At 63.8% G+C, this 21,979-nt stretch carries 19 protein-coding genes and 1 riboswitch; of the genes, 10 read left to right on the top strand and 9 right to left on the bottom strand.

The features are described from left to right. Positions 1-87: 87 nt before the first annotated feature. The 4 genes from fliQ to cckA all read left to right on the top strand — a co-directional run bounded on the left by fliQ (position 88) and on the right by cckA (position 5,128). The gene (gene fliQ / locus ASD80_RS09895) at positions 88-354 is read left to right on the top strand and encodes a flagellar biosynthesis protein FliQ (protein ID WP_056232176.1); all 267 of its coding nucleotides are present in this window, start codon (positions 88-90) and stop codon (positions 352-354) included. A 2-nt stretch (positions 355-356) separates the two neighbouring features. Beyond that, a complete protein-coding gene (fliR, locus tag ASD80_RS09900; RefSeq protein ID WP_056232180.1) occupies positions 357-1,124 on the top strand; it encodes a flagellar biosynthetic protein FliR in 768 nt (255 codons plus the stop codon). Between the two features lie 55 nt (positions 1,125-1,179). Continuing rightward, entirely contained in the window at positions 1,180-2,262 is a 1,083-nt protein-coding gene (flhB, locus tag ASD80_RS09905; RefSeq protein WP_056232183.1) for a flagellar biosynthesis protein FlhB, read from the top strand. A 292-nt stretch (positions 2,263-2,554) separates the two neighbouring features. Then, on the top strand, positions 2,555-5,128 hold the full coding sequence (cckA, locus tag ASD80_RS09910; protein WP_056232186.1) for a cell cycle histidine kinase CckA: 2,574 nt from the start codon (positions 2,555-2,557) through the stop codon (positions 5,126-5,128). 483 nt (positions 5,129-5,611) lie between these two features. Here the strand turns inward: cckA and ASD80_RS18740 are convergent, their stop codons facing one another. From ASD80_RS18740 to araD1, 5 genes are read right to left on the bottom strand one after another with little or no spacing between them, the layout of a single operon-like run. Beyond that, positions 5,612-5,788, bottom strand: coding sequence for a hypothetical protein (locus ASD80_RS18740; protein WP_156460396.1), 177 nt, complete (start codon positions 5,786-5,788; stop codon positions 5,612-5,614). Then, on the bottom strand, positions 5,785-6,279 hold the full coding sequence (locus ASD80_RS09915; RefSeq protein WP_156460397.1) for an SRPBCC family protein: 495 nt from the start codon (positions 6,277-6,279) through the stop codon (positions 5,785-5,787). The genes ASD80_RS18740 and ASD80_RS09915 overlap by 4 nt, the downstream gene beginning before the upstream one ends. A gap of 10 nt (positions 6,280-6,289) precedes the next feature. Next, a complete protein-coding gene (locus tag ASD80_RS09920; RefSeq protein WP_056232192.1) occupies positions 6,290-6,643 on the bottom strand; it encodes an ArsR/SmtB family transcription factor in 354 nt (117 codons plus the stop codon). A gap of 59 nt (positions 6,644-6,702) precedes the next feature. Continuing rightward, positions 6,703-7,722, bottom strand: coding sequence for an aldo/keto reductase (locus tag ASD80_RS09925; protein WP_056232194.1), 1,020 nt, complete (start codon positions 7,720-7,722; stop codon positions 6,703-6,705). 56 nt (positions 7,723-7,778) lie between these two features. Further along, a complete protein-coding gene (gene araD1, locus ASD80_RS09930) occupies positions 7,779-8,774 on the bottom strand; it encodes an AraD1 family protein (RefSeq protein ID WP_156460398.1) in 996 nt (331 codons plus the stop codon). Positions 8,775-9,054: 280 nt separating this feature from the next. Here araD1 and recA point away from each other — a divergent pair, with 280 nt between their 5' ends. Both recA and alaS read left to right on the top strand, forming a co-directional pair. Beyond that, positions 9,055-10,131 carry a recombinase RecA gene (gene recA, locus ASD80_RS09935; protein ID WP_056232197.1) on the top strand — a complete coding sequence of 359 codons (1,077 nt, stop codon included), beginning with the start codon at positions 9,055-9,057 and terminating at the stop codon, positions 10,129-10,131. Positions 10,132-10,305: 174 nt separating this feature from the next. After that, positions 10,306-12,954, top strand: a complete 2,649-nt coding sequence (alaS, locus tag ASD80_RS09940; protein WP_056232200.1) for an alanine--tRNA ligase — start codon at positions 10,306-10,308, stop codon at positions 12,952-12,954. Positions 12,955-13,084: 130 nt separating this feature from the next. Here alaS and ASD80_RS09945 read toward each other — a convergent pair whose 3' ends face one another. The 3 genes from ASD80_RS09945 to ASD80_RS09955 form a co-directional block, all read right to left on the bottom strand. Further along, the gene (locus ASD80_RS09945) at positions 13,085-13,969 is read right to left on the bottom strand and encodes a DMT family transporter (protein WP_056232203.1); all 885 of its coding nucleotides are present in this window, start codon (positions 13,967-13,969) and stop codon (positions 13,085-13,087) included. A gap of 92 nt (positions 13,970-14,061) precedes the next feature. Continuing rightward, a complete protein-coding gene (locus ASD80_RS09950) occupies positions 14,062-14,994 on the bottom strand; it encodes a DMT family transporter (RefSeq protein ID WP_056232205.1) in 933 nt (310 codons plus the stop codon). 91 nt (positions 14,995-15,085) lie between these two features. Further along, positions 15,086-16,066 carry a glycerophosphodiester phosphodiesterase family protein gene (locus ASD80_RS09955; RefSeq protein ID WP_056232748.1) on the bottom strand — a complete coding sequence of 327 codons (981 nt, stop codon included), beginning with the start codon at positions 16,064-16,066 and terminating at the stop codon, positions 15,086-15,088. Between the two features lie 81 nt (positions 16,067-16,147). Then, a riboswitch (cobalamin riboswitch) is annotated at positions 16,148-16,364 on the top strand. Between the two features lie 109 nt (positions 16,365-16,473). On the opposite strand from ASD80_RS09955, the gene ASD80_RS09960 reads away from it, so the two are divergent. The 4 genes from ASD80_RS09960 to ASD80_RS09975 all read left to right on the top strand — a co-directional run bounded on the left by ASD80_RS09960 (position 16,474) and on the right by ASD80_RS09975 (position 21,115). Next, entirely contained in the window at positions 16,474-17,301 is an 828-nt protein-coding gene (locus tag ASD80_RS09960; RefSeq protein WP_056232208.1) for an ABC transporter ATP-binding protein, read from the top strand. 5 nt (positions 17,302-17,306) lie between these two features. Further along, entirely contained in the window at positions 17,307-18,248 is a 942-nt protein-coding gene (locus ASD80_RS09965) for an ABC transporter substrate-binding protein (RefSeq protein ID WP_056232749.1), read from the top strand. Positions 18,249-18,303: 55 nt separating this feature from the next. Next, complete coding sequence (locus tag ASD80_RS09970; RefSeq protein WP_056232752.1) at positions 18,304-19,317, top strand: FecCD family ABC transporter permease; 1,014 nt, start codon at positions 18,304-18,306, stop codon at positions 19,315-19,317. Between the two features lie 124 nt (positions 19,318-19,441). Further along, positions 19,442-21,115, top strand: a complete 1,674-nt coding sequence (locus ASD80_RS09975) for a vWA domain-containing protein (RefSeq protein WP_056232211.1) — start codon at positions 19,442-19,444, stop codon at positions 21,113-21,115. Between the two features lie 51 nt (positions 21,116-21,166). Here ASD80_RS09975 and ASD80_RS09980 read toward each other — a convergent pair whose 3' ends face one another. Next, on the bottom strand, positions 21,167-21,895 hold the full coding sequence (locus tag ASD80_RS09980; RefSeq protein ID WP_056232214.1) for a head GIN domain-containing protein: 729 nt from the start codon (positions 21,893-21,895) through the stop codon (positions 21,167-21,169). Between the last annotated feature and the right edge of the window lie 84 nt (positions 21,896-21,979).

The following is a 21,979-nucleotide window of genomic DNA, read 5'->3' on the forward strand; positions in this document are numbered from 1 at the left end:
GCTCTTCGCGAGCCTCGAACCACGAGGGCGTGGCACGATAATAGGATAAACTGCACCACGGCGTCGATTCGCCTGGCAGGAAACAGCATGACCGGCGCCGAAGTTCTCGACATAGCCAGCGACGGCATCTGGACGCTGATCATCGTGTCGGCGCCGATGATGCTGGTTGGCCTGGTTGTCGGTGTCATCATCGCGCTGTTCCAGGCGCTGACCCAGATTCAGGAACAGACCCTGGTCTTCGTGCCCAAGATCATCGCCATCTTCGTCACCATGCTGCTGACCCTGCCGTTTCTCGGCGCCACCATGGGCGGCTACATGAACCGCGTGGTCGACATGATCATCGTGGGTGGCTGACGGTGACCGTCGGGCTCGACTGGCTGCCCAATACGGCCTTCCTCTACCTGCTGCTGTTCACGCGCATCGGCGCCATCCTCATGCTGATGCCGGCGCTGGGCGAGGACATGATCCCGATGCGGATGCGCCTCAGCTTCGCGCTGGCCTTTACGCTGGTGGTTTATCCCCTGCTGTCGGCCAGCCTGCCTGCCATGCCCCCCGACGTCATGAACATTGTCGGTCTCATCTTTCACGAGCTGGCCATCGGCATCATGCTGGGCGCCATCGTCCGCATCACGGTGATGGCGACGCAGGTGGCCGGGGCGATCATTGCCTTCCAGACGGGCCTCTCCAGCGCCATGGCGGCCGATCCGACCCAGGTCGGCGTGCAGGGCGCCATTTTCGGCAGCTTTCTCAGCTTCCTGGGCATGGTGCTGATCTTCGCCACCGACCTGCATCATGTGGCTTTGGCCGCGACCTATGACAGCTACGTGGTGTTTCCGCTCGATATGCCCCTGATGTTCGATGATGCGGCGCAGCTGGCGATCCGCACCGTCTCGGGGGCATTCAGCGTCGGCATCCAGATGGCAGCGCCGTTCATCGTCTTCGGGCTGGTCTTCAACCTCGGTGCGGGCATCCTCGCCCGGCTCATGCCGGCTTTGCAGGTGTTCTTCCTGTTGATGCCGGCCAATATCATGATCGGGCTGGTACTGTTCGCCATGCTCCTGATGATGATGATGGGCTGGTATCTCAGCCATTTCGAAGCGCACCTGGCGATGTGGAGGGGTTAGAGGATGCCCCGGAATCCACGTCAGGCCGTCATCACGTGGATAGCGGGGTATCCTGATGTCCAGTGAGGCCCCCGAACAAGACGCCAAAACAGAAGACCCTTCCCAAAAGAAGCTCGAGGACGCCCACAAGAAGGGCGATGTCGCCAAGAGCCAGGAAGTGGTTACCTGGTTCATGCTGCTCGGCTCGGCTGCCATCTTCGCCATGATGGCGCCGGCCACGGCCGCCAACCTGTCGGAATCGCTCAAGCTCATCATCATGAATGCCGATCAGTTCGAACTGGGCGGGGCAGGCTTTGCGGCCTTCTTCAATGGCCTGGCGCTGGCGCTGATCGGCACCGTGCTCATCCCGCTCGTCGTACTCTCGACCTGCGCCGTGCTCGCCAACCTCATCCAGCATCGGCCGTTGCTGTCGGTCGAGCCGATCACGCCCAAGCTCTCCAAGATTTCGCCCCTGGCCGGGGCCAAAAGGCTCTTTTCCATCGAGTCGCTGGTCAATTTCGGCAAGGGGCTGCTCAAGATCGGCATCGTGGGCACGGTGGTCATCATGGTGGTGTGGCCCGAGCGCGACCGGCTCGACACGATGATGACGGCCGATCCGCTGATGATCCTCGCCGATTTCCAGGAAATCGGGATCAAGATATTCGTGGCGGTGCTGGCCATCGTCACGGTCATCGCCTTCGCCGACTATCTCTATGTCCGCCAGAAATGGTGGAAGAAGCTGATGATGACGGTCCAGGAGACGCGCGACGAATACAAGCAGATGGAGGGCGATCCCCATATCAAGGGCAAGCTGCGCCAACTGCGTCAGGAGCGTTCGCGCCGGCGCATGATGGCGGCCGTGCCTGATGCAACCGTGGTCATCACCAACCCGACCCACTTCGCCGTCGCGCTCAAATACGACAAGGGGATGAAGGCCCCCAAATGCGTGGCCAAGGGCGCCGACGCGGTGGCTTTCCGCATCCGCGAGCTGGCCAAGGAGCACGACGTGCCCATCGTCGAAAACCCGCCGCTGGCCCGCGCTTTGTTCGCCAGCGTCGATGTCGACGACGCCATCCCCAACGAACATTTCAAGGCCGTCGCCGAAGTCGTCGGCTTCGTCATGCGCCTCAAGCGCGGGGCAGGGTGGAAGGCGAATTGATGGTTCGGCTCCTACCGTCGGCGATGCGCGCCAAGTCGCCGCCCCACCCACCGGCCGTCACCCTCGGGCTTGACCCGAGGGCGTTGCACTTGCCGAACGCGCCGCAAGTATAGAGCCCTCGGGTCAAGCCCGAGGGTGACGATCGAGTTTTGTTTGATGTCCATTCTCAATCCCTTCGCCGCGATCCCGTGTTGAAAACCGTGATCGCCCTCCCGCAGGCCCGGACCATTTGCTAGACCATAGCAACGTGCCTGATTCGGCCCGACTCACCGGTTACGGAGCATCCTGACCCATGGCATCGACGCCGCTCGGCGAGGACAGTTATCCAGATCCGCTCGTGACGGCGGGCCGGGGCGGGGCCGGTCTGTGGCGCGTGGTCGTGCTTGGCCTGGTGCTGATCGCCATAGCGGTGGGCTTTGCCCTGTTCAGCGACCGTGTGCCGGCCGATCTGATCATGACCTTTGTCGGCGTGCTGGCCGTGGTGGGTGTTTTCTGCCTCTTCGGTCTCGCCGCCGGCCTGTTCCGCTTCGCCAATGGCGAGGAGCGGCGCACCGTTTCCAACGCCGTGGTCGACAGCCTGCCCTTCGGCGCCGTGGTGTCGGATCGCGATGGCAAGATTTCCTATGTCAACGCGCATTACGGCAGCTTTTCGGGCGCGGTGACCAATGGCGTGCCGGTCGGCATCCCGCGGCTGTTTGCCGGCCAGTCCGACGCCAGCGAGGCCATCTACCGGCTGTCGCGCGCCGCCAAGGACGGGCGCGCCGCAGTGGAGGATATCCGCATTGTCGGCGGGCTGGGCGGCTCGCTGGGCGACAGCGCCAAGCCGTTCTGGTATCGCGTCGGCGTGCGGCCGCTCCCCGAATCCGACGAGACCAGCAGGCCTCTGGCCATCTGGTCCGTGGAGGATATCACACGCGACCGCGACAATAACGAAAGCGCCTTCCGCGACCTGCAGCGCGCTATCGACTATCTCGATCATTCGCCGGCCGGCTTCTTCTCCGCCGATGCGCATGGCCGCATCCAGTATCTCAATTCGACCCTGACCGACTGGCTCGGCTATGACCTGGCCGAGTTCAATTCCGGCCATCTGGGCCTTTCCGACCTGGTGCGCGGCGACGGCGCGACCCTGCTCATGCGCGGCCGCGGCGACGGCGAGATCGGCACCGAGATCATCGATATCGACCTGGTGCGTCGCAACGGCACCAGTTTCCCGGTGCGCCTGCTGCATCGCGCCGCCCGCCTGGCCGATGGCGAACTGGGCGAGACGCGCACCCTGGTTCTCGACAAGTCCAAGGCGCCCGACACCGAGGAGGCGCTGCGCGCCGCCGAGGTGCGCTTCTCGCGCTTCTTCAACGACACCCCCTTTGCCATCGCCACGCTTGATGCCGAGGGGCGCATCATCCGGACCAACGCCCCGTTCGGGCGCATCTTCAAATGGTCGGGCGAGGAAAAAAGCCTCGAAATGCAGCCGTTGAGCGACCTGATCGGCGAAGGCAGCCGCGAGAAATTCGCCCGCGCCATTGCCGATGCCGCCGCCCACCGCTCCGAAGTCGAGCCGGTCGATGCGCTGCTCAGCGCCGAGGGCGACCATGCCGTGCGGCTTTATCTCTCCTCCTCGGAAATGAGCGCCGGCTCGCCCGAGCAGGTCAATGTCTATGCCCTCGACATGACCGACCAGCGCAAGCTGGAGGCCCAGTTCGCCCAGAGCCAGAAGATGCAGGCCGTCGGCCAGCTTGCCGGCGGCGTGGCGCATGATTTCAACAATCTTCTTACCGCCATTATCGGCTTTTCCGACCTGCTGCTGCTCAAGCACAAGCCGGGCGATCCCAGCTTCAGCGAATTGATGCAGATCAAGCAGAATGCCAATCGTGCCGCCGGCCTCACCCGCCAACTGCTGGCCTTTTCGCGCCGGCAGACCCTGCGCCCGCAGGTGCTGGAACTGCCGCTGATCGTCGATGACCTCACCGTGCTGCTCAAACGCATGATCGGCGAGAAGAACACGCTCGGCGTCGAGCATGGCCGCAATATCTGGCCGGTGCGCGCCGACGTGGTGCAGCTCGAACAGGTCATCATCAACCTGGTCGTCAATGCCCGCGATGCCATGGAAAATGGCGGCTCCATCACCATCCGCACCAGCAATATCGAAAAGTCCGAGGCCGAGCGCCTGAGCTTCGAGGGTATGGTACCGGCCGATTATGTGCTGATCGACGTGCAGGATACCGGCACTGGCATGAGCGCCGAAGTGCTGCAGAAGATTTTCGAGCCCTTCTTCACCACCAAGGAACTGGGCAAGGGCACCGGCCTCGGTCTCTCCACCGTCTACGGCATCGTCAAGCAGACCGAGGGCTATATCTACCCGGTCTCGGTGGTGGGCGTCGGCACCACGTTCAAGATTTTCCTGCCACGCCATGTCGCCAGCGCTGCCGAGCAGGCCGCCAAGGTTGCGGCGGCCGCCGCGCCGGTGCGCGATCTGACCGGCCACGAACGGATATTGCTGGTTGATGACGAAGAGAGCGTGCGTGCCTTTTCGGCCCGCGCCTTGCGTGCCACCGGATATGAGGTTTTCGAGGCCGATGGCGGCGAGGAGGCCCTTGAAATCCTTGAGGATGAAGAGTTCAACATCGACCTGATGATATCGGACGTGGCCATGCCCGAAATGGACGGCCCGACGCTGCTGAAACATATTCGGGAGCGCATGCCCGATCTCAAGGTCATCTTCGTCTCCGGCTATGCCGAGGAAAGCGTGCGCCGCGATATCGAGGACGACCAGAGCGTCGAATTCCTGCCCAAGCCGTATTCGCTCGACCAGATCAACACCAAGGTCAAGGAAGTGCTGCAGATGGTGGGCAAGAGCGACCTCAATTGAACGTCCATCTGGGCCTCATCCCGCTGGACCCATTGAAGGCCCATGCGCTGGATTTGAACTGAGAGTGACCTGAGATATCGGTTCTTGCCCACCCTCCCCCTTGAGGGGCTTCGACCCGGCCGAAGGCAAGTTTGCTCCAGTGGAGCAAACTTAGGTGAGAAGGCCATGAGAGCTATGCTCGAATGGCTGGTAGCGTCGCTTGGCCCGCAGGGCCGTAACAGGGCTGGGGAGGGGGTGTCGGAGCATCCGCAAACGTCGTGCCCGGGGGCCTAGGCAACCCTTCTTGGGGGCCTGGACTCTTCCCCTTCTCCCCTCGTGGGAGAAGGTGCCCGAAGGGCGGATGAGGGGGCACCAAGCGATCCGCGAATATTGAAGTATGGGCGAGCGCAGCCCCCCTCACCCGGAAATCCGCTGGACGCGGATTTCCACCCTCTCCCAAAGGGGAGAGGTTAGCCGGCCTCATGCATTCAAGAACACCGAACCTTACCCCCGCATCAGCCGCGCCAGCGCCACGCCCAGCCCGGCGAGCGCCACGGTGAAGAAGGTCCACTGCAGGACAACCAGAAACGTGCTGGGCGCCTCGGTGGAAAAGAAGATCGTATAACCCAGCCAGGCAGCGACCGCGGCGCAGATGATTGCCGAAATACGGGGATCGTTCATGCGCCTTCTCCCATCTCCGCCAGCACCTCATCCATCTTGGAGAACCCAAACTCCATGCCCTCAGCCATCGGCGTCGCCAACGCTCCGTCGCGGGCTTCTTTCGACGAATAGGTGATGGTGTTGACCAGCGTCGTCCGCTCGCCTTCCTCGGTGAATTCCAGCGACGAAACGGCTTCGCCACCGGTCCAGTCATCGTCGAACACTTCGGCGCTCACCAGCCGTTCGACCGGCTCGATTTCCCTGACCACGCCGCCCATGCCCATCACATAGCCGCTGGGCGCCTTCCATTCGTAACGGTATTTTCCGCCCACTTTGGCGTCGAATTCGCAGACCGTCATGACCCAGCCGTCGGCGCCGTTGAGCCAGCGACGGATCAGTGCCGGCTGGGTGTAACAGGCAAAAACCAGATGCCGCGGCGCATCGAACTGCCTTGTGATCACGATCTGCGTGTCTTCAGGCGTGGTTACAACAAGCGGTCCGCCAAAACCCATCGCCATCTCCTCAATTGTTCTTGCCCGCCATGGCTTCAAGCCGCTTCAACTCATCGAGCAGGTCGTCGAGCTGGCCGAACTGCTTTTCCCAGAATTTGCGGTATTCGATCAGCCAGCCCGTGGCCTCGGCCAGTGGCGCAGCCTCCAGCTTGCAGGGCCGGCGCTGGGCGTCGCGGCCACGCGAGATCAGTCCGGCATTCTCCAGCACCTTCAGGTGCTTGGAAATGGCCGGCTGGCTCATGGCAAAAGGTTCGGCGAGCTCCATCACCGAGGCTTCACCTTGTGCCAGGCGCGCCAGGATGGCCCGCCGGGTCGGATCGGCAAGCGCCTGGAAGGTGGCATCGAGAGCAGCAGGCGTCGGCATGGGAATAACTTTCAGGTTCTAGAACCGTCCGGTTATATTGCTCGCTTGTCGCGCAGCCGTCAAGCCACGCCGCTGGGAATGGGCGTGCCCGGTGCCAGCAGGCCCCTGTCCGCCAAAGTGGTCCACAGCTCGCCGGGCACCTTGATGTCCCACCAGCCGAGAATACCGTCCAGTTCGGCCGGGGATCGCGGCCCCGGCAGCACGTTGCAGACGGCCGGATGGGTCAGCGGAAATTGCAAGGCGGCGGCGGGCAGGGGCACGTCGAATTCGCGGCAGACCGCTTCGATGGCCCTGACCTTGCTGACGATTTCGTCCGGCGCCTTGGCATAGTTGAACGTTTCGCCGCCCACCAGAATGCCGGAATTGAACGGGCCGCCGATGACCACCGAGGCGCCGCGCTCGATACAGGTGGTCATGAAGGGGGTGAGCGAGGTCTGCTCCAGCAGCGTATAGCGCCCGGCCAGCAGGAACACGTCCCAGTCGCCCAGCGCAAAGGCGTCCATCAGCACCTGCCATTCATTGACGCCCAGCCCGATCGCCTTGACCGCGCCGCCGTCGCGCAATTCGCGCAAGGCCTTGTAACCACCATTGGCCAATTGCGCCCAGAGCGGCTTGTTGCCTTCGACGCCATGCGTCGCCACGCCGATGTCATGCACATAGAGAATGTCGATGCGGTGGATGCCCAGCCGCTGCCGGCTGTCTTCGTAGGATCGCATGATCCCGTCATAGGAATAATCATAAGCCTGGTTGAAGGGCAGGGGATCGATCCAGTTGCCCATGTCCTGCTCGGCGGCGCTGATCGGCTTCAGCAGCCTGCCCACCTTGCTCGACAGCACCACGCCATCGCGCCGCTCGCGCAGCGCGTCGCCCACCAGATGCTCGGAGCGGCCCAGCCCATATTGCGGAGCGGTATCGACATAGTTGATGCCCATATCGAGCGCATGGCCCACCGTGGCGCGGGCCTGCTCGGCCGGAACGGCGGAGAAAATGCCGGCCAGCGAAGCGCAGCCCAGCCCCAGCGTCGTCACCTCAAGATCGGTGCGGCCGATGCGGCGCTTTTCGAACTCGCGAGCAGTCATGTCATCCCTCCAGCAGGCGGTGGGATAACTGACATGTTAGTTGGCTGGCTTCAAGCTCAATAGACGTTGCCGACGATCACCGGATGCTCGGTTTCTACCCGCACCGGGTTGCGCAGGGCCATGCCGAACTGGGCTTCCTCGATTTCGAAGATATCGTCCGGCTGGGTCTTGATGCCATCGGCAAAGCTCAGCGTCGCCGTGCCGAACATATGCACATGCACGTCGCCCGGATTGCGGAACAGGTCATACTTGAAGTGGTGATATTCGAGATTGGCGATAGTGTGGCTCATATTGTCCTCACCCGACAGAAACGGCTTTTCCCACAACAGCTTGCCATCGCGCCAGATGCGCGACTGGCCCTCGATGTGCCCCGGCAGGTCGCCCACGCGCAGCTCCGGCCCGAAAGCGCAGGCACGGAGCTTCGAATGGGCCAGGTAGAGATAGTTTACCCGCTCGGTCACGTGGTCGGAAAATTCATTGGCCAGCGCAAAGCCCAGCCGGCGCGGCTGGCCGTTCTGGTCGATCACATAGATGCCGGCAATTTCGGGCTCCTCGCCCGCATCCAGAGCAAAGCCGGGCGAGGGGATGGGATGGCCGGGATTGACCACCGAATAGCCATTGCCCTTGTAGAACCATTCCGGCTGCACGCCCTTGAGCCCATCGGCCGGCTTGCCGCCTTCCAGCCCCATGCGAAACATCTTCATCGAGTCGGTCAGGCCCTCCTCGGTCTTGGTGCCGTTGGACTTGTGCATGGCGTCGCGCGTGGCGGCAGAGCCGAGATGGGTCAGGCCCGTGCCAGTGACATAGAGATGGGCCGGGTCGGGATGGTCGATCGGCGCCAGCATGCGACCCTCGGCGAGCAGCGCCGCCCGGTCGACTTCGGCGCCGAGCCCCTTTTCGGCGATCAGCGCGCCAAGGCCGCCATGCCGCGACAGCGCGTTCAGCGCCAGCTCGTGGACGCTGGTGGCTTCATTGACGATGCGGGCGACGCCATTGTCGACGGCGCCGACCGCGCGCTCGCCATTGGCATCGAAAAACTGGATCAGGTTCATGGCGGGCTCCTCAACTCTCTGTCGGCATAAAGCGCAACCGGGCACAAGGTGGCAAGTCAAAAATCATACTTATTGAAGGCCCCGCTCTTTCCCGCATCGCGCGCGTCGATGCTAACAGTCTGCTAGCGAATTCAGGCCATGTGCGAATGCCAATGTTCTCATTTTGTCCCTTGACGGGGCTGGAACAATATGAGAACAAATAAAGGACATTCAGGGCATGACCACCGGCGGTGTCAGCGCGTTGCGCAGCCTCCCAGAGCATGGAATAAGGAGAGATCAGATGGCTAGTGCGCCGCTTCGTATTGTTGAAGGTGGATCGATGGATAAGGATAAGGCTCTTGCCGCCGCGCTCGGCCAGATCGAGCGGAATTTCGGCAAGGGTTCGATCATGCGCCTGGGCGAAGCGGCTGCCATCGAGGTCGAATCGATCTCCACTGGCTCGCTCGGCCTCGACATCGCTTTGGGCATTGGCGGCCTGCCAAAGGGCCGTATTGTCGAGATTTTCGGGCCGGAAAGTTCGGGCAAGACCACGCTGGCTTTGCATGTCATCGCCGAGGCCCAGAAGTCCGGCGGCATCTGCGCCTTCGTCGATGCCGAGCATGCACTGGACCCGGTCTATGCCCGCAAGCTGGGCGTCAATGTCGATGACCTGCTGATTTCCCAGCCCGATGCCGGCGAGCAGGCGCTCGAAATTACCGATACCCTGGTCCGCTCCGGCGCCATCGATGTGCTGGTGGTCGATTCGGTGGCAGCCCTGACGCCGCGCGCCGAACTCGAAGGCGAGATGGGCGATTCCCTGCCGGGCCTGCAGGCCCGGCTGATGAGCCAGGCCATGCGCAAGCTGACCTCATCCATTTCCAAGTCCAAGTGCCTCGTCATCTTCATCAACCAGATCCGCATGAAGATCGGCGTCATGTATGGCTCGCCGGAGACGACCACCGGCGGCAATGCGCTCAAGTTCTACGCCTCGGTGCGCCTCGATATCCGCCGCATCGGCGCCCTCAAGGATCGCGAGGAGATCGTCGGCAACCAGACCCGTGTGAAGGTGGTCAAGAACAAGCTGGCCCCGCCGTTCCGGCAGGTCGAGTTCGACATCATGTATGGCGAAGGCATTTCCAAGACCGGCGAATTGCTCGACCTTGGCGTCAAGTCCGGTATCGTCGAGAAGTCCGGCGCCTGGTTCTCCTGGGACAGCCAGCGGCTGGGGCAGGGGCGTGAGAATGCCCGCCAGTTCCTCAAGGACAATCCTTCCATTGCCGCCACGATCGAGCAGGGCGTGCGCGAAAGCTCGGGCCTGCTCGGCGAAGTGCTGCTGGTGGCCGGCGGTGACGACGACAGCTCCGGCGACGACGACTGAGCTCCTTTCCCATGCAGGGATATTCGAGGCATCGCGCAAGCGGTGCCTCTTTTCTTTGCCGATCCGCCGCAAGGCAGCCGCAATGCTGGACAGGGCGGCAAGCTGCACGATAGAAAGCCAGCCGAACTCGTCCGCGGCGCCCTTGCGCCAGATTTCCGCAATGAAAGCCCCTAGATGACCAGCGTAAACGATCTCCGTTCGAGCTTTGTCGACTACTTTGCCCGCAATGGTCACCACGCTGTGGCATCGAGCCCGCTGGTGCCGCGGAACGATCCGACGCTGATGTTCACCAATTCAGGCATGGTGCAGTTCAAGAACACCTTTACCGGTGTGGAGAAGCGCCCCTATTCACGCGCCACCACGGCGCAGAAATGCGTGCGCGCCGGCGGCAAGCATAACGATCTCGACAATGTGGGCTTCACCGCCCGCCACCACACCTTCTTCGAGATGCTGGGCAATTTCTCGTTCGGCGATTATTTCAAGGACCACGCCATCGAGCTGGCCTGGAATCTTCTTACGAAGGATTGGGGCCTGCCCAAGGACAAGCTGATGGTCACCGTCTATCAGGACGATGACCAGGCGATGGACCTGTGGAAGAAAATTGCCGGCCTGGGCGAGGATCGTATCGTGCGCCTCGGCGCCAAGTCGAACTTCTGGCAGATGGGCGATACCGGTCCCTGCGGCCCCTGCTCGGAAATCTTCTACGATCATGGCGAGCATATCTGGGGTGGTCCGCCGGGCTCGCCCGAGGAAGACGGCGATCGCTGGATCGAGATCTGGAACCTCGTCTTCATGCAGTATGAGCAGCATGGCGACGGTTCGCGCAACGGCCTGCCGCGCCCCTCTATCGATACCGGCATGGGCCTCGAGCGCATCGCCGCCGTCATGCAGGGCGTGCATGACAATTACGATATCGATCTCTTCAAGTCGCTGATCGGTGCCGCGGCCGCCGCCACCGGCGTCGATGTCAGTGGCGAGGGCAATCGCAGCCTGCGCGTCATTGCCGATCACCTGCGCTCGATGAGCTTCCTCATCGCCGAGGGCGTGCTGCCCTCCAATGAGGGCCGCGGCTATGTGCTGCGCCGCATCATGCGCCGCGCCATGCGCCATGCCACCCTGCTCGGCGCCAATGAGCCGGTGATCTACAAGCTGGTGCCGACGCTGGTGCGCGAGATGGGCCAGGCCTATCCCGAACTCAGTCGCGGCGAGGCGCTGATTTCCGAGACGGTGCTGCTGGAGGAGGGGCGCTTCCTCAAGACGCTCGGCCGGGGCCTGCAACTGCTGTCCGAAGAGACCAGGGACATGGGCGAAGGCGCGGTGCTCAATGGCGCCAGCGCCTTCAAGCTCTACGACACTTATGGCTTCCCGCTCGACCTGACCGAGGATGCCCTGCGCATGCGCGGCATCACCGTCGACCAGGCCGGCTTCGACGCCGCCATGGCCGCCCAGAAGGCCGAGGCCCGCAAGAGCTGGTCCGGCTCGGGCGAGGCGGCCACCGACACGGTCTGGTACGGCCTTGCCGACAAGCTCGGCCCCACCGAATTCCTCGGCTACGAAACCGAAACGGCCGAGGGCGAGATCAAGGCGCTGCTCAAGGATGGCGCCGAAGTCGCCGCGCTGGCCTATGGCGAAGAGGGTGTGGTTGTCCTCAACCAGACGCCGTTTTACGGGGAAAGCGGCGGCCAGGTCGGCGATATCGGCCTGCTCAAGGGCGAAGGCCTGGCCGCCACCGTCACCGACACGCAGAAACACCATGGCGTCTTCGCCCATAGAGTGAAGGTCACCGAAGGCACGATCAAGGTCGGCCAGCCGGTGACGCTGCTGGTCGATCATGAGCGCCGCTCGTCGATCCGCGCCAACCATTCGGCCACCCACCTGCTGCACGAGGCTTTGCGCCTCGTGCTCGGCGATCATGTCGCCCAGAAGGGTTCGATGGTTTCGGCCGATCGCCTGCGTTTCGATTTCGTCCACACCAAGCCGATGACCGGACAGGAAATGGCCGAGGTGGAGGACATCGCCAATACCATCGTGCTGCAGAATACCCCGGTCGAAACCCGCCTGATGGGCGTCGAGGAAGCCAAGGAATCGGGTGCGCGCGCCCTGTTCGGCGAAAAATATGGCGATGAAGTCCGCGTGGTCGCCATGGGCGAGCCGACCGGCAATGGCCTGGGCTGGTCCGTCGAGCTCTGCGGCGGTACCCATGTCCGCCGCACCGGCGATATCGGGCTGGTCTCCATCGTCGCCGAAAGCGCCGTCGGCGCCGGCGTGCGCCGCATCGAGGCGCTGACCGGCAAGGCGGCGCGACATCGGGGCAATACCAATGTCGCCATCGTCGATGCCGCCGCCGGCCTGCTGCGCTCGGGCAGCCATGAAGTGCTCGACCGCATTGCGGCCCTGCAGGACAATATCAAGAAGACCGAGCGCGAACTGACCGATGCCCGCAAGAAGCTGGCTCTGGGCGGCGGCGCCGGATCAGGCGCCTCCGCAGCGGTCGACGAAAGCGTCAACGGGGTCACCTATGTCGGCCGTACCGTGGAAGGTATTCCTGCACGGGACGTGAAGGGCCTGGTCGATGCCGAAAAGAAGCGTATCGGTTCGGGTGTCGTCACCGTCGTCCTCAAGGGCGACGACGGCAAGGGCACGGTGGCCATCGGCGTCACCGACGACCTCACCGCACGCTATGCTGCCGGCAACCTGATCAAGCTGGCCACGGCCGCGCTTGGCGGGCAGGGCGGTGGCGGCAGGCCCGACATGGCGCAGGGCGGTGGCCCCGATGGCGGCAAGGGTGCCGAAGCCATAGCGGCCGTGCGCGCGGCGCTCTGACGCCGGCGCAAGTCCACCCACAGGACTGCCCTCGGACTTGATCCGAGGGCCATTCCCCGCTTGCGCCGTGTTGGAGAGTGGCCCTCGGATCAAGTCCGAGGGGGGACCGCGGGTGTTGACACCCAGTGCCTCACAGCCCCGTGCGCCAGAAGAAAATCCGCGGCTTCCAGACGATTTTCAGCTTTTCGGTCAGCACATTGGCCAGGCCCGCCGCCAGCACGATGACGAGGCCGATAACGGCGACATAGTCGGGGTATTCGCCGAAGAACATTGCGCCGAACACGATGGCCCAGATCAGCTGGCTATACTGCACCGGTGCCACCAGATTGGCAGGCGAGCGCCGCGCTGCCGCGATCAGCAACAGGCCGCCGGTGCCGCCCAGGAGGCCAATGCCGAGGAAAACCGCCATCTGCTCCAGCGAGGGCACCACGAAGAACGGGATCATCAGCAGGCCATTGACGATGGCCGAATAGAGCACCTGCAAGCCGACCAGACTGATGCGCCGTTCCCTTGGCGCCACATGGCGCAGGATGATGGTGGTCGTGCCGCCCAAAAAGACGCTGCAGAAAATGGCGAGGTGGCCCAGTTGCAGGTCGCGCACGCCGGGACGGATGACCAGCACCACGCCCAGGAAGCTGATGATCAGCAGCAGCCAGCGGTGCAGGGCAACATGCTCCTTGAGCACCAATACGCCCAGCAGGGTCACCACGATCGGCGTCAGGAAGCCGATGGCATAGACATCGGCGAAGGGAATGTGGGTGAAGGCGAACATCACGCATGCCGTGCCCAATATTGCCGTCGTGCAGCGTAGATGCACCAGTCGCGGATGCTGCAGCTTGTAGAGGTCGCGCCAGCGCTCGCCACGCTTGGTCAGCATGATGGGAATGATCGACAGCGTCGTTGTAAAAAACGCGATCTCGAATACCGACATGGCGGGGCCGGTGGCCTTGATCAGGGCGTCGGCGACGGAAAAGCTGGCATAGGCCAGAAATGCAAAAAGGACGCCGACCGGCATCGAAGTATCCGAAACAGGGAAGACTCGAAAATGCAGGCGCTACCATACAAGCCAAGCGGCCGGCCGTCGACGGAACCGGCCCTGCGGCCGAACTATATTTCGGGGCCGCGTATCTCGGTGATGTTCCCGGCCGGATTGTCCGGGCGGCCGCGATATTCGGCAAAGCGGCCGGCGACCCGTGCTCGGGCGCCATCCACGAACACATTGACCAGGCCCGACAGCACCACGACCGCGAGCCCGATATAGACCAGCAGGTCGGGATATTCGAAATAGAAGAAGGCGCCCAGCCCGATGGCCCAGACGATCTGCACATACTGGATGGGCGCCACCTGGCTGGCGGGCGCATTGCGTGTGGCAGCGATCAGCAGGATGTGCCCCATGCCGACGAGACTCCCCGATGCGGCCAGCAGGCCGAATTGCTGGGGCGTCGGCATGACGAAGGTCGGCGCCATCAGGATGGCATTGACCACGATCAGGTAGAACGCCGGCAGCGCGATGAGGCTCACCCGCTTCTCGGTGGGTGCGATGATACGCAATATGGTGGTGGTCGACGCGCCGAAGACGGCGCAGAGCAGCGCCGTCAGGTGGCCGAATTCCAGCTCGCGGAAGCCGGGGCGCACCACCAGCATCACGCCGACAAAGCCCAAAGCGAGCATGGACCAGCGCAAGAAGTCGACGCGCTCCTTGAGGATGAAGACCGACATCACCGTGATGAACAGGGGCATCATGAAGACCAGCGAGTAGGTCTCGGCGAAGGGAATGGTGGTGAAGGACACCGTGACCAGGATGGACGAACTGACGCCGGTGAACGAGCGCAGGTGGACCAAGGCCGGATGCTTGAGGCGGAAGCTGTCGCGCCAGCGCTCGCCTTTCGGCTTGGCGAAGGCGGCGGGGATCAGCCCGAAAATGGCGATGAAGAAGCCGATCTCGAAGACAGACAGGCTCTGGCCGAAGCCCTTGATGATGGCGTCGCCGCCGGAATAGACCGAGTAGGCGACAACCGCGTAAAGCACGCCGACCGGCATGATATTTTCCAGGAAAACGAGGGCTCAGAGCAATGCGGCGACCCTAGAGCGAGCCGCCCGTTCCGTCGATGGGATTCGTGCGGGTGCGGCGCTATCGCCCGGCCATGGTTGGTCCGATGAGTTCGATCTTGTTGGTCCACACAAAGCCCTCGAAACTGTCGGGCACCAGCGCGAGCTGCTCCAGCGTATCGATGCCGGCGGTGCCGGAATCCCCGGCCTCATAGGGGCCCATCAGGATGACTTGGCTGCCGGCATTGCGGATGCGCTCGAGGAACAGGTTGGGCCAGCCCCACACGAAGGGCGCCACGTTGATGGGCAGCATGACCTTGGTGCCGCGGCAGGCTTCCGGCATGTAGCCGGTCCAGCCCAGCCCCTCATATTGCAGCAGGCAGTCGACCAGCCCGCGCCGCGACCATACGGCCAGGCCATCCATGAGGTCCGCTGCGCGAAATGTCGGCTCGTCGCCGCCATAGGCGCCCCAGATGGCGTGCCGCCATTCGGGGTGATCGTCCGCCAGTGCCGCCAGCATGTCGCCTTCGCGCGCCTCGCGGCTCTTGAAGTTGATGAGGAACTGACGGTCCGGCATGGCCGAGAGCACTTCCTTGAGTTCGGGCATCTGCCCGACGCCGGTGCCGCGCAACGGGAAGGTGGCGCCGCCGTCGGCGGTGTAGCCGTAGCCGATGTCGAGCGTCTTGAGATAGGCCATGTCGTGGCTGCGGGTCTCGCCGGTGCCTTGGGTGCGGCAATCGAGGGTCCAGTCATGCAGCACGGCGAACTGGCCATCGGTGGTCGGATGCACGTCGAGCTCGACGATGTCGGCTCCGGCGGCAAAGGCGGCCTGCATCGAGGCGATGGTATTCTCGATATAGGCGTGTTCGGGCGGGTAGATACGCGTGGCGGTGCAGGTATCGTTTTCCAGCCCCTCGGGGGTGAAGGTCTGGTGCACGCCGCGATGGGCGATCAGCGCCACCTGCGGATCGGCCGGTGGGGCGACGCGCCAACTGGCGTTGAACATATAGATACCGGCCGCCAGCACCAGCAGTGCCAGCAGAATTCGCCGCAACCAACGCATCATGATTCCCCCTCAGGCCCAGATGCCACTTTGGCAGCCATTGGGGTTGAAATGAGGCGGCTTGTCACCGCGTCGCGAATCCCCCATCAGTGGGGCGATGGTTCCGGCTACCTTGCTTAGGCGGCTGGATTAAAAGGGAACACGGTGCGACGTACCCATCAGGGCGCAAGACCGTGGCTGCCCCCGCAACTGTGAGCGGATAGCGACACCGGGACATGCCACTGGCCGTAAGGCTGGGAAGGTCCGGCGCCGCAGCGACCCGCGAGCCAGGAGACCTGCCGTCATCATTTCCTTTCAACCCGGCCGGGGTGTGCCGCGGGAGACGATGATGACCAGTTGCCGCGACATCGCTGCTTGTCCACTGCTCGGATCGCCCGTGCCCTCCTGCCTTGTGGCGGAGGTTGCCCATGGCACAAGGCGACAATTCGGCTGACCGGTTCACCGGCGATCGTCCGGCGCGTCTCGATATCGACGATCTGAGCTGGGGTGCCCAGCCCGGAAATCCCATTATCGGCCCGATTTCGCTCGCTATCCAGCCGGGCGAAATGCTGGCGCTGGTCGGTCCCAATGGGGCCGGCAAGTCGAGCCTGTTGCGTTGCCTCTATCGCTATCACCGGCCCATCACGGGCCAGGTCCGCCTCGATGGCGAGGATATCTGGTCGCTGCAGGGCAAGGCCGTTGCCCGCCGCGTCGCCACCGTTTTGCAGGAGCAGGCGAGCGATTTCGGCCTCAGCGTTGCCGAGATCGTCGAGCTGGGCCTGACGCCACATCGTGGCGGCTGGGGCGCTGATCGCGCGGACCATGAGGCGGTCGAGGCTGTCCTCACCCTCATGGAACTGAGCCACCTGGCGCCGCGTGATCTCGCTACTTTGTCGGGTGGCGAGCGGCAAAGGGTGATGATCGCCCGTGCCTTGCTGCAAAAACCTGATCTTCTGATTCTGGACGAGCCGACCAATCACCTCGACATCCGCCACCAGCTCGAAGTGCTCGACCTGCTGGTCCGGTTGCGCTGCACGGTCATCGTCTCCCTGCACGACCTGGCATTGGCCTCGGCCCATGCCGATCGCGTGCTGCTGCTCGATGGGGGCCGTGTCGCCGCCATCGGCGCGCCGGCAGAAGCGCTCACCCGATCCAGTATTCGCGCGGCTTTTGCCGTCGAAACCCTGCTCGACGCTCATCCGGCCACGGGCCGGCCGCGTCTCAGCTTCTATCTCCCCAACCAGAACCAGGAGTGATTTTCATGCGCTTTGTTTTCGCACTCGCTGCCCTTGCCGCAGTCAGTTCTTCGGCGCTCGCCGCCGGCTATCCGGTTACAGTCCAGAGCTGTAACCGCGACGTGACCTTCGATTCCGCCCCGCAGCGCGCCGTCTCCAACGACGTCAATCTCACCGAGATGATGCTTGCCCTTGGCCTGTCGGACCACATGGCCGGCTATACCGGCGTTTCGAGCTGGAAGACGCTGGATGAAAAGCTCCGTGAAGGCGTCGCAGAACTGCCCGAACTGTCACCGGAATATCCGAGCAAGGAAGTGCTGCTCGGCGCCGATGCCGATTTCTACTTTGCCGGCTGGAACTACGGCATGCGCGTCGGCGGCGAGGTCACGCCAGAGACGCTGGCCGCATTCGACATCGCCGTCTACGAGCTTACCGAGAGCTGCATCCACATCATGGACAAGCCCAAGGCCTCCATGGACGATCTCTACAACGACCTGCTCAATCTCGGCGCCATCTTCGACGTCTCCGACCGCGCTACGGCGCTGGTTGACGGCTACATGGCCGACCTCGCCGATTTCCAGGCCACCCTGCCAACCCTCGAAGCGCCGGTGCCGGTCTTCGTCTATGACTCCGGCGAGGACAAGCCGTTTACCGCCGGGCGCTTTGCCATTCCTACGGCGCTAATCGAGGCGGCGGGCGGCTCCAACATCATGGACGATGTGCAGTCGAGTTGGGTCGAGATCGGCTGGGAGCCGGTGATCGAGCGCAATCCCGAGGTCATCGTCATCGTCAACTACGGCGACGTGACCGCCGAGCAGAAGATCGACTTCATGAGGTCCAACCCGGCCTTCGCCTCCATTCCGGCCGTGGCCAATGATCGCTTCGTGGTGCTCGAATATGTCGAGGCGACGCCGGGCCCGCGCAATATCGAAGCGGTCACGCGACTCGCCGCCGCCTTCCGGGAGTAGGTCTGTGTCGCACCGCCACCTCGCCACCGGCCGCCGCCATGCCGCGGCCCACTGGCTGCCGGCCCTTATCGTAGGGCTGATCATCCTGCTCGCCGTCACCATGTCGGTGGCGGTGGGGGCAGGGGCGGTGCCCATCCCCGTCGAAACGGTCTGGCGCATCGTCGCGTCCAGGCTCATGCCCGGCAGCGTCGTCGTGGACTGGTCTGCTGGGCGCGAGGCCATTGTCTGGGAGGTACGCCTGCCGCGCATCGTGCTCGGGGCCATTGTCGGGGCCAGCCTCGCCGTCGTCGGTGCCGCTCTGCAATCGGTCACCCGCAATCCGCTGGCCGATCCGCACCTGCTCGGCATCTCGTCTGGCGCGGCTTTCGGGGCCATCCTGGTGCTGCTGCATACCGGCATGTTCCTCGGTCTCGTCACAGTGCCGCTTTTTGCCTTCTTCGGGGCGCTGTTCGCGACCGGGCTGGTGCTGGCGGTTTCCAATCTCACAAGGTCGCAGAGCGCCGGAAGGCTGGTGCTGGCGGGCGTCGCCGTCAGCTTCATCATCACTGCGGCGGGGAACCTCTTCATCTTCCTCGGCGATCCCCGGGCGGCCCATACGGTGGTGTTCTGGATGCTGGGCGGGCTGGGCCTGGCGCAATGGCCGCAATTGCCGTTTCCATTGGCGGCCCTGGTGCTTTGCGGCTCCTATCTCGTCGCGCGGGCGCGCGCCCTCAACGCCATGACCCTGGGCGACGAAAGCGCCACGACGCTGGGCATTCCCGCCGGCCGCTTCCGGCTCACGGTCTTCGTCGTCTGCGCGCTGCTCACCGGCTCGGCGGTGGCCTTTTCCGGCGTCATCGCTTTTGTCGGGCTTATGGTTCCCCATATCGTTCGAATGGGCGTTGGCGGCGACTATCGGCGGGTGCTGCCGCTCTCCGCGCTGGTCGGGGCCATCTTCCTCGTGCTGGCCGATATCGCCGCCCGCATCCTCATGCCGCCGCAGGATATGCCGATCGGCGTGCTGACCGGCATTATCGGCGGGCTGTTTTTCGTCGGCCTGCTGCGCTGGCGCAAAACGGGTGGCGAATAGTTGCAGCAGGTTACCCTACTGTCTGAACGAAGCATTCATTCCGGCGTCATCTGGCGCATGATTTCAATTGCGCCCTATTGTGCGGCGTTCGATAGTCGAGGTCGCCACTGCTGGAGGGCTACCCATGCGGATTGTTCGAAACTTCTTGCTGGCGGCGGTCGCGGCGCTCGGCCTGGCGCTACCGGCTGTTGCTGCCGAACGCGCCATTATCGTGCTGGACGGCTCGGGCTCGATGTGGGCGCAGATCGACGGCAAGGCGCGTATCACCATTGCCCGCGAGACGCTGCACGAAGTGCTGGCGACGCTGCCTGGCGATCTCGAGCTCGGCTTCATGACCTACGGTCATCGCGAGAAGGGCAATTGCGCCGATATCGAAATGCTGGTCGATCCGGCCGCCGGCACCGGCGCCGCCATCGCGGCGGCCGCCGATGGCATCAACCCCAAGGGCATGACGCCGATTTCCGATGCGGTGCGCCTCGCCGCCGAGGATTTGCAGTTCACCGAACAGAAGGCCACCGTGATTCTCATCACCGATGGTCTTGAAACCTGCGAGGTCGATCCCTGTGCCCTGGCGGCCGATCTCGAGAGCCGGGGTATCGATTTCACCACGCATGTCCTTGGCTTCGGCCTCTCCGACGATGAGGGTCAGCAGGTGGCCTGCCTCGCCGAGAATACCGGCGGCAAGTATCTCTCGGCCAATGACGGCGATGCCCTGGTCGAGGCGCTGACGACCACAGTGGCGCAGATCGCGCAGGCCGAACCCGAACCCGCCCCGGAGCCGGAACCCGAGCCTGTCGCCGATTTCAACTACAAGCCCACCGCCTCCCTCTCCGAGGGTGGCCCCGATCTCGCCAGCGAGAATGCCGACCTGGTCTGGGAATGGTACAAGGTGGCGGCCGACGGCAGCCGGGGCGACTATATCGGCACCGACTACAATTCGGACTTCGAAGGCTCGCTGGAACCCGGCGACTACATCATGACCGCCACCATGGGCTATGCCAGCGCGGAGCAGCCCGTCACCATCGCGGCCGGCAAGGTCGCCGCGCCGCATTTCATCCTCAACGGCGCCATCCTCAAGCTGCACCCGCGGCCCAGCGAGGGTGCCGAGGTCGACGACAACGCTTCCATCGAAATCCGCAGTGCCGGCGAATATGTCACCACCAATTATGGCGACACCAACCTGGTGGTTCCGGCCGGTGCCCTGGAGGTCGATGTCTCCATCGGCGAGGCCACCGTCGCCCGCAGCTATGACGTGGCGGCGGGCGAGACCATCGACGAAGACGTCATCGTCGGCGTTGGTGTTGCCAGGCTCACCTCGCTCTATGTCCAGGGCATGCCGGTCGAGACCGATATTTTCGTCGAGGTCTTCGAAGCGGCAAAAGCGATCGATGGCAGCCGCAAGTCCGTTGCCTATCAGTATGGCGGCGATCTCAGCTTCGAGCTGCCGCAGGGCGATTATGTGGCTGCCTATCGCCTCGGCGGCGCCGAAGGCGAGGTGCCGTTCTCGGTCAGGACGGCGGAGCTGAGCGAAGTGCCCATCGTGCTCGATGCCGGCATTCTCTCCGTCACCACGCCGGGCGACAATTATGTCGAAGTGTTCGGCGCGGCCAGGAGCATCGACGGCAACCGCAAGTCCTTCCACTACGGCTATGGGCCGGACCTGCAGGCGGCGTTGCCGGCCGGCGACTATGTCGTCGCCACCACGATCGGCGATGCCGTCACCGAGACGCCGGTTACCATCAAGGGCGGCGAGCGCTTCGAACTGACCGTCGAGGCCGCCGCCGGCAAGACCAAGTAGTCGATCCCCATAGGTGAAAAGGGCGTCCGGTGGGCGCCCTTTTTGTCTGGCTCAGTCCTCGAAATGGACGTCGCCGCCGCTCGATGTGTCCACATCGCGCTCCGCGGGATTGCCATGGACGTTGACGTCGCCGCCGCTGGACGCGTTGACCGCGAGGCGGGCCGTGGCATGGACGGAAACATCGGCGCCGCTGGAGGCTTCCGCCTTTGCCGTGGCTGCAACCAGGTCTGCGGCATCCAGATCGGCACCGCTGGAGGCTTCGGCACTGATGGAGTCGGCCGTGCCCGACAGGGTGAGGTCCGCGCCGCTGGAGGAGCCGGCGCGGACGGTGCCGAGCCTGGCATCGGGCAGCGAGATATTGGCGCCGCTCGAGGCGGTGACATCCAGTTGGTCGCTGGTGATGCCCTCTGCCCTGACATCGGCGCCGGCGCTGGCCTCCAGCCCGGTGAGCGCGGGCAGGGTGATGTCTATGGTCAGGGTGTTGTCGTTGATCAGCATGCCCACCAGGCCGCCGCTGAAGATGAAATCGAGAAAGCTCTCATCCAGCCGGGCGCGCAGCACGCCGTCGACGACGCTCAATTGCAGGTTGTCGAGGGCGTCGAGATTGTTGGAGGTCGCGCTGACGGCGAAGTCGCCCTGACGGATCACGGCGTCGAGGCCGGCGGCGATATCGACCTTGTCGAAGCCGCTGAGCTCGAAGCTGCGGCTCTCGGCATGGGCCGTCCCGGCCAGCGTCAGCCCCAGGATGGTCCCCAGCGCCAGAGTGATGGCAGTGCGCATGATGTTGCTCCCGTGTTGTGGGCTCAATATGGGAGCACCCGCCGGGCACTCAAGGGATCGTGAAAATATAGTCTGCCTGGGGTT

It is taken from the genome of Devosia sp. Root635 (assembly GCF_001427605.1).
Taxonomy (GTDB): Bacteria; Pseudomonadota; Alphaproteobacteria; order Rhizobiales; family Devosiaceae; genus Devosia.

What these genes read in the sequence shown, in the direction of transcription:
- ASD80_RS09960 (WP_056232208.1), top strand. Translation starts at nt 16,474, where the DNA reads ATGGCACAAGGCGACAATTCGGCTGACCGGTTCACCGGCGATCGTCCG.
- ASD80_RS09915 (WP_156460397.1), bottom strand. Translation starts at nt 6,279, where the DNA reads ATGGGTTTTGGCGGACCGCTTGTTGTAACCACGCCTGAAGACACGCAG.
- flhB (WP_056232183.1), top strand. Translation starts at nt 1,180, where the DNA reads ATGTCCAGTGAGGCCCCCGAACAAGACGCCAAAACAGAAGACCCTTCC.
- ASD80_RS09925 (WP_056232194.1), bottom strand. Translation starts at nt 7,722, where the DNA reads ATGACTGCTCGCGAGTTCGAAAAGCGCCGCATCGGCCGCACCGATCTT.
- cckA (WP_056232186.1), top strand. Translation starts at nt 2,555, where the DNA reads ATGGCATCGACGCCGCTCGGCGAGGACAGTTATCCAGATCCGCTCGTG.
- ASD80_RS09980 (WP_056232214.1), bottom strand. Translation starts at nt 21,895, where the DNA reads ATGCGCACTGCCATCACTCTGGCGCTGGGGACCATCCTGGGGCTGACG.
- ASD80_RS09950 (WP_056232205.1), bottom strand. Translation starts at nt 14,994, where the DNA reads ATGCCGGTCGGCGTGCTTTACGCGGTTGTCGCCTACTCGGTCTATTCC.
- recA (WP_056232197.1), top strand. Translation starts at nt 9,055, where the DNA reads ATGGCTAGTGCGCCGCTTCGTATTGTTGAAGGTGGATCGATGGATAAG.
- ASD80_RS09955 (WP_056232748.1), bottom strand. Translation starts at nt 16,066, where the DNA reads ATGCGTTGGTTGCGGCGAATTCTGCTGGCACTGCTGGTGCTGGCGGCC.
- ASD80_RS09920 (WP_056232192.1), bottom strand. Translation starts at nt 6,643, where the DNA reads ATGCCGACGCCTGCTGCTCTCGATGCCACCTTCCAGGCGCTTGCCGAT.
- ASD80_RS09975 (WP_056232211.1), top strand. Translation starts at nt 19,442, where the DNA reads ATGCGGATTGTTCGAAACTTCTTGCTGGCGGCGGTCGCGGCGCTCGGC.
- ASD80_RS09965 (WP_056232749.1), top strand. Translation starts at nt 17,307, where the DNA reads ATGCGCTTTGTTTTCGCACTCGCTGCCCTTGCCGCAGTCAGTTCTTCG.
- araD1 (WP_156460398.1), bottom strand. Translation starts at nt 8,774, where the DNA reads ATGAACCTGATCCAGTTTTTCGATGCCAATGGCGAGCGCGCGGTCGGC.
- fliQ (WP_056232176.1), top strand. Translation starts at nt 88, where the DNA reads ATGACCGGCGCCGAAGTTCTCGACATAGCCAGCGACGGCATCTGGACG.
- ASD80_RS18740 (WP_156460396.1), bottom strand. Translation starts at nt 5,788, where the DNA reads ATGAACGATCCCCGTATTTCGGCAATCATCTGCGCCGCGGTCGCTGCC.
- ASD80_RS09945 (WP_056232203.1), bottom strand. Translation starts at nt 13,969, where the DNA reads ATGCCGGTCGGCGTCCTTTTTGCATTTCTGGCCTATGCCAGCTTTTCC.
- alaS (WP_056232200.1), top strand. Translation starts at nt 10,306, where the DNA reads ATGACCAGCGTAAACGATCTCCGTTCGAGCTTTGTCGACTACTTTGCC.